At 64.5% G+C, this 17,736-nt stretch carries 15 protein-coding genes; 3 read left to right on the forward strand and 12 right to left on the reverse strand.

Annotation, left to right across the window (positions count from 1 at the left end; translation table 11 throughout):
* Positions 1-3 precede the first annotated feature (3 nt).
* Positions 4-465, forward strand: coding sequence for an Lrp/AsnC family transcriptional regulator (locus Q0D31_RS04395; RefSeq protein ID WP_291846758.1), 462 nt, complete (start codon positions 4-6; stop codon positions 463-465).
* 72 nt (positions 466-537) lie between these two features.
* On the opposite strand, the gene Q0D31_RS04400 is transcribed toward Q0D31_RS04395, so the two are convergent.
* The 9 genes from Q0D31_RS04400 to Q0D31_RS04440 all read right to left on the reverse strand — a co-directional run bounded on the left by Q0D31_RS04400 (position 538) and on the right by Q0D31_RS04440 (position 12,230).
* The gene (locus tag Q0D31_RS04400) at positions 538-1,620 is read right to left on the reverse strand and encodes a zinc-binding dehydrogenase (protein ID WP_291845699.1); all 1,083 of its coding nucleotides are present in this window, start codon (positions 1,618-1,620) and stop codon (positions 538-540) included.
* 89 nt (positions 1,621-1,709) lie between these two features.
* On the reverse strand, positions 1,710-2,654 hold the full coding sequence (locus tag Q0D31_RS04405; protein WP_291845700.1) for a DMT family transporter: 945 nt from the start codon (positions 2,652-2,654) through the stop codon (positions 1,710-1,712).
* 198 nt (positions 2,655-2,852) lie between these two features.
* Entirely contained in the window at positions 2,853-3,695 is an 843-nt protein-coding gene (locus tag Q0D31_RS04410) for an aldo/keto reductase (protein WP_291845701.1), read from the reverse strand.
* A 189-nt stretch (positions 3,696-3,884) separates the two neighbouring features.
* Positions 3,885-6,593 (reverse strand): nitrate reductase, encoded by a 2,709-nt coding sequence (locus tag Q0D31_RS04415; RefSeq protein ID WP_291845702.1) that lies wholly within the window; start codon positions 6,591-6,593, stop codon positions 3,885-3,887.
* 13 nt (positions 6,594-6,606) lie between these two features.
* A complete protein-coding gene (locus tag Q0D31_RS04420) occupies positions 6,607-7,824 on the reverse strand; it encodes an FAD-dependent oxidoreductase (protein ID WP_291845703.1) in 1,218 nt (405 codons plus the stop codon).
* A 69-nt stretch (positions 7,825-7,893) separates the two neighbouring features.
* A complete protein-coding gene (locus tag Q0D31_RS04425) occupies positions 7,894-8,688 on the reverse strand; it encodes an ABC transporter ATP-binding protein (protein WP_291845707.1) in 795 nt (264 codons plus the stop codon).
* A gap of 11 nt (positions 8,689-8,699) precedes the next feature.
* Positions 8,700-9,605: a nitrate ABC transporter permease gene (gene ntrB / locus Q0D31_RS04430; RefSeq protein WP_291845709.1), complete on the reverse strand. Its 906-nt coding sequence runs from the start codon at positions 9,603-9,605 to the stop codon at positions 8,700-8,702.
* A gap of 63 nt (positions 9,606-9,668) precedes the next feature.
* A complete protein-coding gene (locus tag Q0D31_RS04435) occupies positions 9,669-10,985 on the reverse strand; it encodes a CmpA/NrtA family ABC transporter substrate-binding protein (RefSeq protein ID WP_291845712.1) in 1,317 nt (438 codons plus the stop codon).
* A gap of 330 nt (positions 10,986-11,315) precedes the next feature.
* Positions 11,316-12,230, reverse strand: a complete 915-nt coding sequence (locus Q0D31_RS04440; protein ID WP_291845713.1) for a dioxygenase — start codon at positions 12,228-12,230, stop codon at positions 11,316-11,318.
* A 131-nt stretch (positions 12,231-12,361) separates the two neighbouring features.
* On the opposite strand from Q0D31_RS04440, the gene Q0D31_RS04445 reads away from it, so the two are divergent.
* Positions 12,362-13,618 (forward strand): serine hydrolase domain-containing protein, encoded by a 1,257-nt coding sequence (locus tag Q0D31_RS04445; protein ID WP_291845714.1) that lies wholly within the window; start codon positions 12,362-12,364, stop codon positions 13,616-13,618.
* A 28-nt stretch (positions 13,619-13,646) separates the two neighbouring features.
* Here the strand turns inward: Q0D31_RS04445 and Q0D31_RS04450 are convergent, their stop codons facing one another.
* The 3 genes from Q0D31_RS04450 to Q0D31_RS04460 all read right to left on the reverse strand — a co-directional run bounded on the left by Q0D31_RS04450 (position 13,647) and on the right by Q0D31_RS04460 (position 16,557).
* Positions 13,647-14,966 carry a TRAP transporter large permease gene (locus tag Q0D31_RS04450; RefSeq protein ID WP_291845715.1) on the reverse strand — a complete coding sequence of 440 codons (1,320 nt, stop codon included), beginning with the start codon at positions 14,964-14,966 and terminating at the stop codon, positions 13,647-13,649.
* A complete protein-coding gene (locus tag Q0D31_RS04455; protein ID WP_291845717.1) occupies positions 14,963-15,478 on the reverse strand; it encodes a TRAP transporter small permease in 516 nt (171 codons plus the stop codon). The genes Q0D31_RS04450 and Q0D31_RS04455 overlap by 4 nt, the downstream gene beginning before the upstream one ends.
* An 80-nt stretch (positions 15,479-15,558) precedes the next feature.
* On the reverse strand, positions 15,559-16,557 hold the full coding sequence (locus Q0D31_RS04460) for a TRAP transporter substrate-binding protein (protein WP_291845720.1): 999 nt from the start codon (positions 16,555-16,557) through the stop codon (positions 15,559-15,561).
* A 614-nt stretch (positions 16,558-17,171) separates the two neighbouring features.
* Here Q0D31_RS04460 and Q0D31_RS04465 point away from each other — a divergent pair.
* On the forward strand, positions 17,172-17,567 hold the full coding sequence (locus tag Q0D31_RS04465; RefSeq protein WP_291845725.1) for a helix-turn-helix transcriptional regulator: 396 nt from the start codon (positions 17,172-17,174) through the stop codon (positions 17,565-17,567).
* Positions 17,568-17,736 lie beyond the last annotated feature (169 nt).

Here is a 17,736-nt window from a genome sequence, read left to right on the forward strand (position 1 = left end):
CCAATGCACGCCCTCGACGCCATCGACCGCAAGATCCTCGGCCTGCTGCAGTCCGACAGCCGGATGACCATGCAGGAACTCGCCGACAAGGTCGGCCTGTCGGCCTCGCCTTGCCATCGCCGCGTCAAGCTGCTGGAGCAACGCGGCGTCATCACCCGCTACATCGCGACCATCGACCAGAAATCGCTCGGGCTGCATGTCAGCGTCTTCATCTCGATCAAGCTGGCGCGGCAGAAGGAGGAGGACCTCAACCGCTTTGCGAAAGCGATCTCGAAATGGGACGAGGTGCTGGAGTGCTATCTGATGACCGGCAACCGCGACTACCTGCTGCGCGTCGTCGCCGCCGATCTCTCCTCCTACGAAGCGTTCCTGAAGAACAAGCTGACCCGGCTCGACGGCATCGCCTCGATCGAGTCGAGCTTCGCGCTGAGCCAGGTGAAATACTCGATCGCGCTGCCGGTGTGAGGCGTTGTCGTCAAAGCTGCCGGCGCGCGATTGCCGATGTGGAGCACCAACAGGCGTTCTGATAAAAAGTCGTTACCGCCACGGCTCGACAATGATCTTGGTGTGCGCCTCGGGATTGGCGAGGTCGGCAAACGCCCTGGCGACGCCGTCGATGCCGACGCTGGCGGTCACCATCGACGCCGCATCGACCTCGCCTTCCGCGATCAGGCGCAGCGAATAGGCGAATTCGTCGGGCGTATAGCCCAGCACGTACTGGACGTTGAGCTCCTTCATGATGCCGAGCATCGGTTCGGAGCGGTCGGTCTCCATGCAGACGCCGACCACGACGATGCGCGCGTCGCGTGGCGCGCCTTCGAACACCTGCTGGATCACGCCGGGGACACCGACGCATTCGAAAATCAGCGCGGGCTTCAGCGCCGGCAACAGCGCCTGCAGCGGCGGTCGCGCGGCTTTTTGCTCCAGCGACATCTGGGCGTGCTCGGCCCAGGTGACATACGGCTGCGTGCGCGCCGGATCGACGACGATGTCGGCGCCGAGCCTTTCCGCCAGCGCCCGGCGCGTCGGCGAATAATCGGCAGCAATAATCGGATGCATCCCCTTGATCCTGAGCGCGGCGATCACCGCCAGCCCCACCGGCCCGCAGCCGATCACCAGCGGCACCTCGCCACCGCTGATATTGGCTTTCGCCACGGCGTGAACGCCGACGGCCAGCGGCTCCGTCAATGCGGCGTGTTCGGCGGCAAGGCCGTTAGGGACTTCCAGCAGCAGCGCCTCGCTCAGCAGCATGCGTTCGGCATAGCCGCCGACATTGTCGTTGGAATAGCCGATCCCCTGCGGGCCTTCCGCCGTGAGCAAGGCCGGCAGCGAACATACCCTGGCGCCGGGCCTGACCTTGCGCGTCGTGCCCGGCCCATAGTCGAGCACCTCGCAGCAAAATTCGTGGCCGAACACGACGTCGCGCGACAGGTCCATCGGCTTGCGGCCGGGAAAATGTTTCGCCAGTTCGACCATGCGGTGGGCGTGCTTGCGCGCGTGCAGGTCGGAGCCGCAGATGCCGCAGGCGAGCGACTTGACCAGCACCATGCCGGGGCCCGGTCGGGGTTCGGGCATCTCGTCGACGACGATCTCGCCGTTCCGGAAAATGGCAGCGCGCATCGGCGTGTTCTCCCCGCAGTCTTGTTCTCTCTTACCACAGCAAAGCAGCGGGGGAAGCGCGATGGCCTCATTGGCGCAGGGAATTCAGCTCAGGCGTTGGGCGACCGTTCGCCCGCCCCGGCGAGAAGTTGCGACCGCCGCACCCGTTCGCGGTGGGCGGTGTAGAGCCCGCTGGCGACGATGAAGGCCGCGCCGGTCACGGTCCAGGCGTCCGGAACTTCGCCGAAGATGAGGTAGCCGAGGAAGCCGACCCACAAGAGCTGCGTATAGGAGAACGGCGCCAGCACGGAAGCATCGGCATAGCGGAACGCCAGCACCACGATCCACTGCCCCGCGGTCGAGGCGACCCCGATGAAGACGCCGAACGCGATGTCGTGCCAGCTCGGCATCACCCAGACGAACGGCACAAGGGCGGACAGGATCGCGAGGCCTACGATCGAGGAGTAGGTCATGGTGGTGATGGCGCGCTCGGTGCCGCTCATCATCCGCGTCATGATCAGCGTGCTGGCCCAGGCCAGCGCCGAAATCAACGGGAAGAACGCGGCAGGTTGAAAAGTGCCCGAACCGGGACGCAGGATGATGACGACGCCGATCAGGCCGACCGCGGTCGCCATCCAGCGGCGCAGGCCGACCTTCTCGCCAAGGAAGAAAATCGACAACGCGGTCACGAACAGCGGCGCGACGAAGCCGGTGGCGGAGGCTTCGGCGATCGGCAGGAACCGTAAGGCCGAGATAAAGAGCAGCGATGAGCCCACCAGCGCCGCGCCGCGCAGCAGGTGCAGGCCGGGCCGGCTGGTCTGCAGCGCAAACAGCGGGGAACCCGGCAGCATCGCCGGGGTCATGATCAGCGCGAACACCAGGAAACGGATCCAGGCGATTTCGATCGAGGGTAACGTCGCCGACAGATACTTCGCGGTTACGTCGGAGGCGCCGAGAAAGATCGTCGAGGCCAGCACCAGCACGATGCCCTTGAAGGGGCGATCGGCGCGCGCGGGGGCCTTGCCGCCGGCGGGTTTCTTCCTTGGCAAAGGCAATTCAGCGCTATCCAGCCTGGCGGCTGTGGCGGGGGGCGGTGTCAAAGGCGATCTCGGAAGCCAGTAATGATCGAATCGGGCGAGGCCTGAAAAAACACCAATATGCCCACTGCGACTAGGTCCGAAAACAGGATGCGGATATGCGCTGAGGATGCGCTTGCAACCCTTTGTTAAGACCGTGTTCTGGGGGCGATTGACCTACAGCATCGGCAGACTGCGCGGCTTTGGCCCGAGCGGAAAAGCCTTGTCGAGAGCGGCGATTTCACCGTCGCTCAACTTCAAATTCCCCGCGCCGGCATTGTCGACGGCGTGTTCCGCGCTCGCTGCTTTCGGAATCGCAAATACCCCCGGCGCGCGCGTCAGAAACGCCAGCGCGACCTGGCGCGCGGTCGCCTGGTGCGCCTCGGCGATCGCCTGCAGCGCCTCTCCCGCCTTGCTGCGCGGAGAGGGAAAATCATCGTGGCCAAACGGCGAATAGGCGACGACGGATACGCCGTGCCGCACGCACCACGGGATCACCGCATGCTCGATCGCGCGCTCCTGCAGATGATAGAGTACCTGGTTGCAGGCGATCTTTCCCCTGCCGGCGACCGCCAGCAGCTGATCCAGGTCATCAACATCGAAGTTGCTGACGCCCCAGGAACGGATTTTCCCCGCGTGGACCAGTACGTCAAACGCCGCCACCGTCTCCTCGAAAGGATACGAGCCGCGCCAGTGCAAGAGATAGCAATCGAGATGATCGGTCTTGAGCCGCTTCAGCGAACGCTCGCAGGCCGTGATGGTGCCGCGTCGCGAGGCGTTGCTCGGCAACACCTTCGAGACCAGGAAGAGTTTTTCACGCTGCAGGTCGGCGATCGCGTCCGCGATCACAAGCTCGGCGTCGCCATACATCTCGGCGGTGTCGATGTGGGTCATGCCCGCTTCGATGCCACGGCGCAGCGCCGCCACCGCTGCCTTGCGGTCGCCGCGGTCGAGATACCAGGTACCCTGCCCGATCACGGAGACATCGGGGCCGTTGTTGCCGAATGGCCGGGTGCGCAAGATGGCCTCGTTGGTGAAAGGTTGCGTGTGCAGACCTTAAACCAAACCAGCGATGATGTCGCTACGTCGTGGACCGGCCAAGTGTCGCGCAAATGCCCGCCCGATGACAGGCTCCGCGAAGCAATCCATCGCTACACGCGCGGAAGAATGGATTGCTTCGTCGCTTTCGCTCCTCGCAATGACGGTTAGCTAAAAGGTCGCCGCGGCCAGCTTCCGATGCTCCGCATCGTTGGTGCCGTTCCGCACGACGAGCCGCTTCAACTCGGGAATGCAGGAGCCACAATTGGTACCGGCCCTCAGCCCCGCGCCGATCTCAGCGGCGGTGCGCGCGCCGGCGGCGATGGCGTCGCAAATAGTGTCACGGCCGACGCCGAAGCAGGCGCAGACGATCGGGCCGGCACTGCCGAGGCCATCGATCGATTTGCCCGACAGCAGCATGCGGCGCTGGTCGGCGCTGAGCGTGTCGGCGGCAAACAGTCCCTTCACCACATTCCAGTCGCCGGCATCCTGCGCGGGGCCGATGAAGAGGCAGGTTTCGATGCGGTCGCCGGCGAAGGACGCCGCGCGATAGACGCCGCCGCCGACATCCCGGTATTCGGCTAGATCATCCGAGGCGATTGACCTGAGCCAGGATTGCCAGCCCGCCAGGTCGGCATTGTCGGCGAACAGGTAGCCGTGACCGCCGTTGACGGCGACGCGCGCCGCCCACGCGTGATCCGGCAGGTCGAGCGGCTGGCGCGAGAGCGCAAAGCCACGGAACACGTATTCGTAAGGCGCGATCGATACCGGCGTCGCCTTGTTCTCCGGCTGGCCCGAGAACGGGTCGGCAAATGGCGCTACCAGCGCGCCGATACGCGCGTCGCTGGCATTGGCCGCGCTCCAGTGGATCGGCGCGAACAACATGCCGCGCTGCTGGCGATCGCTGACGACGACCCGAAGCGTGCATTGTCCGTAATCCGTCGTAACCCGCGCGAAGTCGCCGTCGAAGACGCCGTATCTTGCCGCGTCGACGGGATGAACCTCGACGAACGGCTCCGGCAGGTGCTGGCCGAGCCGCGGGCTTATCCCCGACCGGGTCATGGTGTGCCACTGGTCGCGGATGCGGCCGGTGTTGAGCCGCAGCGGCCGCGCCGGCGTGGTCGCGGTCCGCAATGCCGGAACTTCCGGCGCGACGAAGCGCGCCCTGAAGTCGTTGGCGAAGAAGCCGCCATCGGCAAAGAAGCGCGCCTGCGGCTCGACGCCCTGCCGGATCGGCCATTGCACCGGCGCCAGCGCATCGAAGGCTTCATCCGAGAGCGACCGCAGCGCGCCGATGTCAAAATCCCGCCCGCCCTCGTTCTCGAACGCCGAAAGCGCGGCATGCTCGCGAAAGATATCCGCAGACGAAGTGAAGCCAAAACCCGCGCCGTGGCCGAGCCGCTTCGCCACCTCGCAGATGATCCACCAGTCCGGCCGCGCCTCGCCCGGCGGCTCCAGGAAGGCGCGCTGCCGCGAGATCCGCCGCTCCGAATTGGTGACGGTGCCGGATTTTTCGCCCCAGGCCTGCGCCGGCAGCAGCACATGCGCGCCGGCGTCGACCGTATCGTTGGATGCCACGTTCTCGGAAACCACGAACAGCTCGAGCTTTTTCAGCGCCTCGCGCACGCCATCGGCATCGGGCAGCGATACCGCCGGATTGGTGCCCATCACCCACAGCGCCTTGATCTCGCCGCGCGCCACGGCCTCGAACATCTGCACAGCCTTCAGCCCCTCATGGGTGGCGATCCGCGGCGCTTTCCAGAACCGCCGCACCCGATCGATGTCCGGCGGCGTGAAGCCCATATGGGCGGCGAGCTGGTTGGCGAGCCCGCCGACCTCGCGCCCGCCCATCGCATTGGGCTGCCCGGTCAGCGAGAACGGCGAGGCGCCAGGCTTGCCGATCCGTCCCGTCGCGAGGTGGCAATTGAGGATGGCATTGACCTTGTCGGTGCCCTGCGCCGACTGGTTGACGCCTTGCGAGTACAGCGTGACCGCGCGGGGCGTGCCGGCGAACATCCGGAAGAAGCACGCGACATCCGGCTCGGACAGGCCGGTCGCCAGCGCGGTCGCAGTGATGCTGCCGGCGATGCCGCGCGCGCGGGCGAGCGCCTCGTCGAAGCCCGAGGTATGGCGGGCGATGTAACCGCGATCGAGTGCGCCGCTGTCGGCAAGGTGGACCAGCAGACCGCTGAACAACGCCGTATCGGTGCCCGGCTTCAGCCCCAGGAACAGGTCATCGTCGCCAACGGTATCGGTCCGGCGCGGATCGATCACCACCATGCGCGCGCCGCGCCCGTGCTTGTTGACGAGCATGCGCTGATACAGCACCGGGTGGCACCAGGCGGCGTTGGAGCCGACCAGCACCAGCAGGTCGGCCTCGTCGAGATCTTCGTAACATCCCGGCACGGTGTCGGCGCCGAAGGCGCGGCGGTGGCCGGCGACCGACGAGGCCATGCACAGCCGCGAATTGGTGTCGACATTGGCGCTGCCGATGAATCCCTTCATCAGCTTGTTGGCGACATAGTAGTCCTCGGTCAGCAACTGGCCGGACAGATAGAATGCGACTGCGCCCGGGCCATCGCGGGCGATGATATGCTGGAACCTGTGCGCGACATGGTCGAGCGCATCGCTCCAGGCCACGCGCTCCATCGTCCCCTTGCCGCAACGAATCATCGGATGCAGCAGCCGGTCGGCCAGGCCGAGCGTCTCGCCGAGCGCCGCGCCCTTTGAGCATAGCCGGCCGAAATTGGCGGGATGGGCGGGATCACCCGCGATCGCCGCCCCGCCGTGGCCCTCGGGCGTCGCCAGTATGCCGCAACCGACGCCACAATAGGCGCATGTGGTGGCGATGGCGCGCGGATCGGGATCGGGGACGCTCATGCGGATGTCCGCATCATGCAGCCTCCGCGCGGGTGGCAAGCGCGCGGCCGAACACCATGTCGGTACGGATCTTCTGTGTCGGCTGCCGCGTGCGGATCAGTTCCAGATACCAGAGCGCGTCGCCGACCTCGCCGATCAGGACCGTGCCGGTCAATCGACCGTCGGAAATCACGAGCTTCTTGTAGGCGCCGCGGTTGAGGTCGGAGAGCACGATGCTCTCGCTGCCGTCGCCGCCGATGAAATCGCCGGCGGAAAATACGCTCACCCCGGACACCTTCAGGTTGGTGGCCACGGTGCTGCCGCCATAACGGGATTCCCGGCCGGCAAGATGCCGCGCCAGCACCCGCGCCTGCTCGTAGGCCGGCTCGACCAGGCCGTAACAGACGCCGCGATGCTCGGCGCATTCGCCGATCGCGAACACGTTCGCCATGCTGGTCTGCATGGCGTCATCGACCACGATGCCGCGGTTGGCGGCAATGCCGGCCTCGACCGCCAGCGCGGCGTTCGGCCGGATCCCGGCCGCGAAGATCACGGCGTCGGCCGGAATAACGCGGCCATCCGCGAGTTCGACGCCTTCGACGCGGGCCCCGCCGTGGATGCGCGCGGTGCTGGCGTTGAGCAGGACCTCGATACCCTTGCGCTCGACAAGGGACTTCAACAGTTCAGCCGCGGGCGCGTCGAGCTGGCGCTCCATCAGGCGGTCCATCAGATGCACCAGCGTCACCGGAGCGCCGGCCCTGGCGAACCCATAGGCAGCCTCGAGGCCCAGCAATCCGCCGCCGACCACCACCACCCGGCTCTTTTGCTTCGCCAGCGCCAGCAGCAAGTCGACGTCCCGGCTGTCGCGAAACGTATGCACGCCGGCAAGGCCGTTCCCCGGCACGTTCAGGCGCAGCGGCGACGAGCCCGTACACAGGACCAGTTTGGAGAACGGGACGGCCTTGCCGTTCTCGACCTTGAGTTCGCGGCGGCCCATATCGATGGCGGTAGCGACGCAGCCGTATTTCAGGGTGACGCCGCGGTCGCGCCACCACGAGGCCGGCCGCAGCTCGATCTCCTGCGAGGCGGTCTCGCCGGCCAGCACCGACGACAGCAGCACCCGATTATAGGCGAGCCGCGGCTCGTCGCCGATCACGGCGATGGCGTAGCGACCCAACGCCACCCTGGCCAATTCATCGACCAGACGGGCGGCGGCCATGCCGTTGCCGACGATTACCAGCGGTTCGCTCATGGCATGTGCTCATGCGCCATTCCAGGCATCCATCCCCAAGCATCGTTGCGTCCGGCGTCGGCCATAACGTCACGCCGCCTCGACGAAACGATGCCGTTCGTAGAGGAACTCAAGCACGCGCTGCCGGCACTTGATGTAGGTGGGGCTGGTCGCGAGCTCGAGCCGCTTGCGCGGACGCGCCAGCGGCACATCAAGCACCTCGCCGATCCGCGCGCTCGGTCCGTTGGTCATCATCACGATCCGGTCCGACAGCAGCACCGCCTCGTCGACGTCGTGCGTGATCATCAGGATGGTATTGCCGAGCTTCTGGTGCAGCGCCATCACCGAATCCTGCAGATGCGCGCGGGTCAGCGCGTCGAGCGCGCCGAACGGCTCGTCGAGCAGCAGCACCTTGGGCTCCATCGCCAGCGCGCGGGCAATGCCGACGCGCTGCTTCATGCCGCCGGAAATTTCCGACGGCCGCTTGTCCTTGGCGTGCGCCATCTGCACCAGGTTGAGATTGTGCATCACCCAGGCGTGGCGCTCGGCGCGGGTCTTGCTCGATGCGAACACCTTGTCGACGCCAAGCCTGACGTTCTCGTAGACCGTCAGCCAGGGCAGCAAACTGTGGTTCTGGAACACCACCGCGCGATCCGGTCCCGGCGAGTTGACCTCGCGGTTCTCCAGCAGTACGCAGCCCTGGGTGGTGGTGGTGAGGCCGGCGACGATGTTGAGCAGCGTGGATTTGCCGCAGCCGGAATGACCGATGATCGAGACGTATTCGCCCTTGTCAATCGTCAGGTTGATGTCCTTCAGCACGTCGGTCACAGCGTTGCCGCGGGTGAAGGTCTTGTCGATGTGATCGAGCTTCAGATAGGCATGCATGACATGCTCCTTCAGTTCATCGCGGTGCCGCGGGTCACGATCCTGGCCAGTCCCGCGATCAGGCGGTCCAGCACGAAGCCGATGATGCCCACATAAAACAGGGCCAGGATGATCTCGCTGATGTGCGAGGAGTTCCAGGCGTCCCAGATGAAGAAGCCGATGCCGACGCCGCCGATCAGCATTTCCGCCGCGACGATCGCCAGCCAGGACAGGCCGATGCCGATGCGAAGGCCGGTGAAGATGTAGGGCGCCGCCGCCGGGATCATGATCTTGGCGAAGAACTCCAGCGGATTGAGCTGCACCACGGCTGCGACGTTGCGATAGTCCTGCGGGATGTTGCGAATGCCGACCGCGGTGTTGATGATGATCGGCCAGACCGAGGTGATGAAGATGACGAAGATCGCCGAGGGCTGGCCGTCGCGGAACGCGGCGAGCGACAGCGGCAGCCAGGCCAGCGGCGGGATGGTGCGAAGCACCTGGAACAGCGGATCGAGCCCGCGCATCGCCCAAACCGATTGCCCGACCAGCGTGCCGAGCCCGATGCCGATAACCGCCGCGATCGAATAACCCAGCGCCACCCGCTGCAGGCTCGCGGACAAATGCCAGAACAGGCCCTTGTCGATACCGCCGCGATCGAAGAACGGATCGAAGATCAGCTCCTTGGTATCCTTGAAGACGCGTGACGGCGGCGGCAGAGTCGAGCCGGTGCGGCGGCAGACCAATTCCCAGAACAGCATCAACAGCGCGACCACCACCAGCGGCGGCACGACGCGCACCGCGGTCTCCCTCGCCATCTTGATGTATTTCTCGGAACGCGGCGCCTGTTTCGGCGTCATCGTCACCACCGGCGCCGCCGCGGTCGGCACGGCCATTGGAACGGCGGCGGCGGCTTCGGTCTTGATCGCAGGCATCGACATTGAAATTGTTTCTCCAGGTTTCGGTGAGCGGGCCGCCTCGCCTGTTGCGGGCGGCCCTCTGGATCAGACTTCAACACGCTTGATCGACAGCGACTTCAGGTAGGCTGACGGATTTTCAGGATCGAACACCTTGCCGTCGAAGAAGGTTTCCTTGCCGCGCGAGGTCGAGGCCGGGATGTCGGCGGCGGCGACGCCAAGGGTCTTGGCCGCGTCGCGCCACATGTCCTCGCGGTTGACCTTGGCGATCAGCGCCTTGCTGTCGAAGCCGGATTCGAATTTGCCCCAGCGGATATCCTCGGTCATGAACCAGAGATCATGGCTCTGGAACGGATAGGAGGCGAAGTCGCGCCAGTACTTCATGATGTGCGGCGAGTTCTCGACGACCTTGCCGGGAATGCCGTAGTTGAATTTGCCCTTGGCGCGATCGGCGATGTCTTCAACCGGGCAGTTGATCCACTGGCGCTTGCTCATGATGGCGGCAAGCTCGTCCTTGTTCTCCATCTTGTCGGCCCATTGCTGCGCCTCCATGACCGCCATCAGGATCGCCTTGGCGGCTCTTGGATTCTTGTCGACCCACGCCGCCCGCATCCCCAGCGATTTTTCCGGGTGCTTGTTCCAGATTTCGCCGGTGTTGATCGCGGTGTAGCCGATGCCCTGGTGGACCAATTGTCCGGGCCATGGCTCGCCGACGCAGAAGGCGTCCATCGTGCCGACCTTCATGTTCGCCACCATTTGCGGCGGCGGCACCGTGATGGTCTCGACATCCTTGTCGGGATCAATGCCGCCGGCGGCGAGCCAGTACCGAACCCAGAGGTCGTGGGTGCCGCCCGGAAACGTCATCGCAACCTTGGCCGACTTGCCGGCGGCCTTCTTCTGCTCGAACACCGCCTTGAGCGGCGAGGCGTCGACGCCGACCTTGAGGTCGGCATATTCCTTGCCGACCGAGATGCACTGCGCGTCCAGATTGAGCCGCGCCAGAATGTACATCGGCGTCGGCTGGTTGTTCTGCGTCACCTTGCCGGCCGAGATCAGGTAGGGCATCGGCGTCAGGATATGCGCGCCGTCGATGCCGTTGCCTTCCGAGCCCAGCACCAGATTGTCGCGGGTGGTGCCCCACGAGGCCTGCTTGACCACCTCGACGTCGGGCATGCCGTATTTGGCGAACAGCCCCTTGTCCTTGGCGACGAACAATGGCCCGGCATCGCTCAGCGCAATGAATCCCAGTGAAGCCTTGGTCACTTCCGGACCCGCGCCTTGCGCAATGGCGCCGGCCGGGAAATTCAGCCTGGCGGCGGCGAGCAATGCCGCCGTACCCCCGGTTGCCTTCAGGAGTTCGCGGCGGTTGAAACCATGAGCGGTCGGGCGGATGGGTTTGGTCATGGGATGTCGCTGTCCTTTGCAAGTTGAACGGGCCGTCCGTTTGGTGTCACCGAAAGGCGCACGGGGGCGCTTTCCAGGGAGGCCCCGGCGTGGCGGCGTCACAATTCGGATGAGTGGTCTCGAGGGACGGCATCTATGGCGTCGGGACAAAGCTATTCAAGCTTCGTGCCAAGCCACCGACATCGTGAAAAACTGATCTATTCCAATGAATTGAGCGTCTGGCTGTGAGAGGCGCATGAACTGGCGGCAGCCTGCTCCCGCATCCAAAATTTGCGATTCGCTCAATTCTTGTGCGCCGCACAAGAATTGAGCAGGGTCATCATCCGCGCCTCACGCGGCTTCGGTAGCGTTCGCCATCATCGGTTTCGGCGCGCTGCCTTCCCCCGGCTTCATGCGGAATTCGTAGGTCATCAGGTGCCATGGCTCCGCGGTGGGCTTGCCATCCGGCATCACCGCGTCGCTGCGCTTTTGGATGCTGGCGACCAGTTCGTCCTTGACCCCGAACACGACGTCGGAATCCAGATATTTGTCGCCCGCCATGAAGACGTGCGTGATCAGCGGCTGGTAGCCGGGCGCATCGACCAGGAAATGCACATGCGCCGGCCGCATCGCGTGCCGGCGCGTCTGCACGATCATCTCGCCGACCGGGCCGTCGGTCGGAATCGGATAGCTGCACGGCAGGATGGTCCGAAAGAAGAACCTGCCATCGGCGTCCGTGACAAAGCGCGCCCGCGACGTCGGCCCCTGGGTCGCATAGGAAGTCTTCTGGGAATCGTAATAGCCTTCGTCGTCGGCATGCCAGACGTCCACCGGCACGCCCGCCAGCGGCTTGTGCTTGAGGTCGGTGACGCGGCTCTGCACGAACATCCGCTCGCCCGGCAAGGTCGCCGAGATATCGGCGCCATGCGGCATCACCTTGTGTTCGCCGACATAGAACGGGCCCAGCACCGTGGTCTCGGTGGCGCCCCCGCGGTCGCGGTGGTTGACCGCGTCGACCAGCATCGACACGCCCATCACGTCGGAGAGCAGGATGAACTCCTGCCGGATCGGAGTGCATTTCTGGCCGGTGCGGGTCAGGAAATCGATCGCGTATTCCCACTCCTCAAAGGTGAGATCGGTCTTGCGGACGTACTCGTGCAGCGATTTCACCAGTTCCTGCAGCAGGAATTTGGCGCGCGGATCCGGCGTGTCCTCGAAACTGCGGATTACGGCGGCAGTCAGTTCGGTCTCGGTGAATTGAGGCATCTGGGCTGTTCCTGCGGAGCTTTGCGGCTGGCGTGAGCCTATACCACCGTCCCGCCGGCGGTAAGCAGGGCGGTTGGAACGGGGGGCACTTTTCGGCTATCAAGCAGGGACCCCAGCCGGAGAGCCTCCCGATGTTAGCCCCCGCCCCGCCCGAACAAGCCGGAATGTCGAAGGCGGCGCTCGACCGTCTCGAAAATCACCTGAAGCAGCGCTACCTCGACGCCGGCCGCTTCCCGGGGACGCAGCTCCTGATCTATCGCCGCGGCAAGATCGTCCATTCCAGCGTCCAGGGCTTTGCCGACCTCGAGCGCAAGGCGCCGGTCAAGGACGACACGATCTTCCGCATCTATTCGATGACCAAGCCGCTCACCTCGGTTGCCTTCATGATGCTGGTCGAGGAAGGCCGCGTCGCGCTCGACGAGCCCGTCCATAAATATATCCCGGCATGGAAGAACCTCGGCGTTTTCGCGGCCGGCACCTATCCGGCGTTCCTGACCCGCCCGCCGGCGCGGCCGATGCTGATCGTCGACCTGCTGCGGCATACGTCCGGCCTCACCTACGGCTTCCAGCAGCGCTCCAATGTCGACGCCGCCTATCGCGAAACCAAGATCGGCGAAGTCATCAAGGCAGGCACGCTGCAGACCATGATCGAAGATCTCGCCAAAATTCCGCTGGAATTCTCGCCGGGCGAGGCCTGGAACTATTCGGTCGCCACCGACGTGCTCGGCTATCTCGTCGGCGTGATCAGCGGCAAGCCGTTCGAACTGTTCCTGAAAGAACGGATCCTCGATCCGCTAGGCATGACGGACACCGACTTCTTCGTACCCAAGGACAAGGCGCATCGCTTTGCGGCGTGCTATTCGGCCGAAGTGCAAATCGGCATGACGGCCAGCGAGACCCGATTGAAGCTGCAGGACGACCCGGCCACGAGCCCGTTCCTGGCGCCGCCCTCGTTCATCTCCGGTGGCGGCGGCCTGTGCTCGACCGCGGCCGACTACCTCACCTTCTGCCGGGCGCTGCTCAATGGCGGCGAACTCGGCGGCGTCCGCCTGCTGGGCCCGAAAACGCTGAAGCTGATGACGTCGAACCACCTGCCCGGCGGGGTCGACCTGCCGGCGATGTCGCGCTCGCTGTTCTCGGAAGCCGCCTACAACGGCATCGGCTTCGGGCTCGGCTTTGCCGTCACCATGAACCCGGCGCAGACGCTGATTGCCGGCAGCCCCGGCGAGTTCAACTGGGGCGGCGCGGCGACGACCTCGTTCTTCATCGATCCGGCGGAAGAACTGATCACGATCTTCATGACGCAGGTGCTGCCCTCGAGCGCCTATCCGCTGCGGCGCGAACTGCGCACCATGGTGTATGCCGCCATTACCGACAGCAATCTGTAAACGCCAACAAACGCCCTGTGCGCCCAAGCTACTTGAGCATCTCCGGCACGATCAACCGCGGCAGGAACAGCGAGACGTCTGGCCAGATGATCACCGCGGCCAGCACCAGCAGCATCGGCACCAGCATGATGACGGTGTCCTTCAGCGCATAGCGCAGCCGCACGCCGGCGATCGAACAGGCGATCATCAGGCACAGCCCATAGGGCGGCGTGACCAGTCCGAACGCCAGCGATACGATCGAGATGATTGCAAACTGCACCGGATGGAGGTCGACCGATCTCGCCAGCGGCTCCAGCACGGTGCCGACGATGACGATCGCTGGGATCGCGTCGAGGAAGCAGCCGACCACGAGAAAGCAGAACGAGATGAAAAAGCCGGCCGTGACCGCGCCCATGCCCCACGTCGAAACATTGGCCAGCAGTTCGTGCGGGATCTTGTAGTACGCCAGCAGCCAGCCGAAGGCGCTCGCGGTGCCGATGCAGAACAACGCGACCCCGGCCAGCCGCCCGGTGTCCAGCAACGCCTTGTAGAGCTCGCGGGCCCCGGTCTCGCGGTAGAAGAACGTCGACAGCGCCACCGAATAGAGCACCGCGACGCAGGCGGATTCGGTGGCGGTGAACCACCCCAGCAGAATGCCACCGACGATGATGAACGGCGTCACCAGCGCCGGCAACGACCGCCAGATCGCGCAACGCATGTCCCTCCAGCTGTCCTTCGGGTAGGTCGGATAGCCGCGCCGCACGGCGTAGACATGCACGGTCGCCATCTGCGCGCCGGCGATCAAGAGTCCCGGCACGATGCCGGCCAGGTACATGGCGGCGATCGACGTCGAGATCAGCCCGCCCCATACGATCATCAGGATCGAAGGCGGGATGATGACGGCAAGCACCGCCGACACCGCAGTGATGGCGATCGAGAACGAGAGGTCGTAGCCCTCCCTGGTCTGGGCATCGATGAAGATCTTGGACTGGCTTGCCGCATCGGCGGTGGAGGAGCCCGAAATGCCGGCAAAGAACACCGACAGCACGACGTTGATCTGCGCCAGCGATCCCGGCCAATGCCCGACCATCGAGCGCGACAACGCCACCAGGCGGTCGGTGATGCCGCCGATGCTCATCAGGTTCGCGGTCAACAGGAAGAACGGAACGGCCAGCAGGATGAACGAGTTGTAGGCGTTGAACGTCTCCTGCGCGAGCGACATCATCGACAAGCGAGGCTCGAGCAGCAGGATCGGCACGCAGGCAAGACCGAGCGCGAAGGCCACCGGCACCCGCACGATCAAGAGAGCGACGAATCCCCCGAACAGGACCAGCGCGGCCTCGCCGGCAGAAAGGACATTACCGCTCATCGTTTTGCCCCAACCACAATCCGCGCCTCATCGAGGATCTGCTCGCCCGCAAATACGATCCACGTCACGCCCGCCACCGGCCACGCGACATGGATCATCCAGAGCGGCAGATCGGCCAGTTCGGAAGTCCGGTTCCAGGCAAACCGCGTGAATTCGAACCCGGCCCACAGGAACACCAGCGCCAGCGCCAGGATGCCGAGGCGGGCCGTAATCTTCACCGCCGCTTCCGCGCGCCGCGACAGTTCGGGCCAGATATCGACCTCGAAATGCTGCGCCTCCCGCACGCCGACCATGGCGCCGATCATGATCGTCCAGATGAACAGGAACCGCGCCATTTCCTCGGTCCAGATGTAGGAGGGAATGAACGGCGTGTAGCGCGAGATGATTTGCAGCGTGACCGGAATAATCAGAATGCCGACACAGGCCGCCAACAGGAATTCGAGCAGTGTCGCATAGGCCGCCGTCACGCGGCGCCACAGCGCCGGGTTGGCCGGAACAGGCATGTCAGTCATCGTAGCTCCGTGGGGGGCAATCATCCACGGGACAAGCACCACCGCTTGCCCCCTGTTTTCGTCGGCGGACCTGGCGATCCCTAGGCGATGTTGATCTTCTCGAAGATGCCTTCGGCTCCGATCTCCTTGGCGTAGGCGGCCATCACGGGATCGGCGAGCTTCTTCATGGCGTCGCGCTCCTCGAACGGAACGCGCTTGAGCTTTCCGGCCTTCTCCAGCGTATCGAGCTTGACGACTTCCTCGCTCGATTCCAGTTGACGGCCGTAGTCGCCGGCTTCCTTGCCGGCCTTGAAGATCGCGTCCTGCAAATCCTTGGGCAAGGTCTTCAGCGTCTTGACCGAGAAGCAGATCGGCCGGATCGATACCGCGTGCTGCGTCAGGTTGAGGTGCGGCGCGACTTCGTAGAACTTCATGGCTTCGACGCCGGCCGCCTCGTTCTCGCCGGCCGAGATCACGCCGTTCTGGATGGCGTTGTAGACTTCATTGTAGGCGATCACTGTCGGGCTCATGCCGACCGCTGCAAACGTCTTCGACCAGATCGGGGCGCCCTGCACGCGGACCTTCAGCCCCCTCAGATCGGCGAGGTTCTTGAGCGGCTTGTTGGCGAAGATGTTGCGAATGCCGCCACCGGCGTAGCCGACCAGCACCACTTCGGCCTTGGCCGCGACTTCGTCGGCGATCGGCGCCAGGATGTTCTGCTCGACCACCTTGTTCATATGTTCGATGCCCTTGAACACAAACGGCGCGTCGATGAACGGCGCCGCCTTGGCGAAGGTCGACATGTGCGCCGGCGAAACGATGCCGTAGTCGACCGCCTTGCCCTGGGACATGTACTCGAAATACTGCTTCTCGAGGCCAAGAGAGGAGTTCTTGTGCAGCGTGAAGTTGACAGGTTTGCCGTAGTATTTCTTCACCAGTTCCTCGAACCGGATCAGCGCCCTGTTGAAGGCGTGGTCGTCATTGAACTGCACGGCTCCGTTGAGCGTGACGGGCGCTTGCGCCCTGATGATCGACGGCATGCCGAGGGCGCCGGCCGCGGCCGTCGCGCCCAGGCCCGCAAGTACGGTTCTTCGCTTCATCGCCTTCCTCCCTGTAATGCCCGTCCCTTGTAAGCGGAACATTGGCTGCGGCCGACCGCGCGGCTGCCGACGCAAAGCGTATGCAAAACCGCTCGGCTGTGGAAGCCAATTCAGTCCACACCGCGCCCCATGGGCGCCCGCGGCCATGGGGTGCCAGACGCCGCAATGACAGCAATCATTCGACGGTCTGGCAGCCAGGGCCGGGCTTGAGTCGGTAGCCCGGCAACCACTGGCGGCGATACCAGCCTTACCCGGCAGCTTCACGGCTCTCGCGGACGTCGTTTCGCAGCCCTAAAGCCTCCGTAAAACCCCGGTGTTCAGGTCGCACAACGCAGAATGCGGCCCGAAATATGTGGCATTCGAACTCGCGGTAGTTGTGGTCTGGCCGATAATTTGGCTATTGTAGGAGTGAGGGCTTCATCAATGTGCCCACCGCTGCGACGGCTGAGTGTCGCCATCGCAGGCGATAAAGAATACATGTGGCTACCTGCGGTCTATCGGGGCTCCCCCGGAGTTTCGGAGGTAAACCACGGTCAAGGCGGATTAACGCGGCCAGTATGGATGAACCCCTGACCCAATTCGCCGGGGGGCGATCGAAGGACGGTAGAACCAGAATGAACAGATCGGTAGCAAAGAAAACGAAGCAGCGCAGCGCCGGCAAGCCCGACATCGAATTGGGCAAGCGAATTCGCCTGCGTCGTGTGGAGCAGAAGATCTCGCAGGCGGAGCTCGGCGACAAGCTCGGCGTCAGCTTCCAGCAGGTCCAGAAGTACGAGAAGGGCGTCAATCGCGTCGGCGCCGCCCGGCTTCAGCAAATCGCCACGGCGCTCGATGTGCCCGTCACGTTCTTCTACGACGGCGACGGCAAGGCGCGGGAGGTCGAGAGCCTGCTGTTCCTGGACAGTTCGTTCAGTCTGCGGCTGCTGCGCGCCTACAGCAAGATCAAGGACCAGACCGTACAGCGACAGCTGGTGTCCCTGATGGAGTCGATCGCCGCGAACGAGCGATAGCAATCCCGCTGCGGTCAGAGCGAAGCGAATACACCAAGTAATCAGCTCCAGCTCGGCCGGAGAGCGGGATAGCCGTGTGGCAGTTGATCTTGCCGCGAGGCTTGGCAGGCCATTGAGGCTTGGCCGACCATCCAGGCCTTGCCGAAGATGCCACCCGCTTCCAACCGAA

It is taken from the genome of Bradyrhizobium sp. (genome assembly GCF_022844465.1).
GTDB lineage: Bacteria > Pseudomonadota > Alphaproteobacteria > Rhizobiales > Xanthobacteraceae > Bradyrhizobium.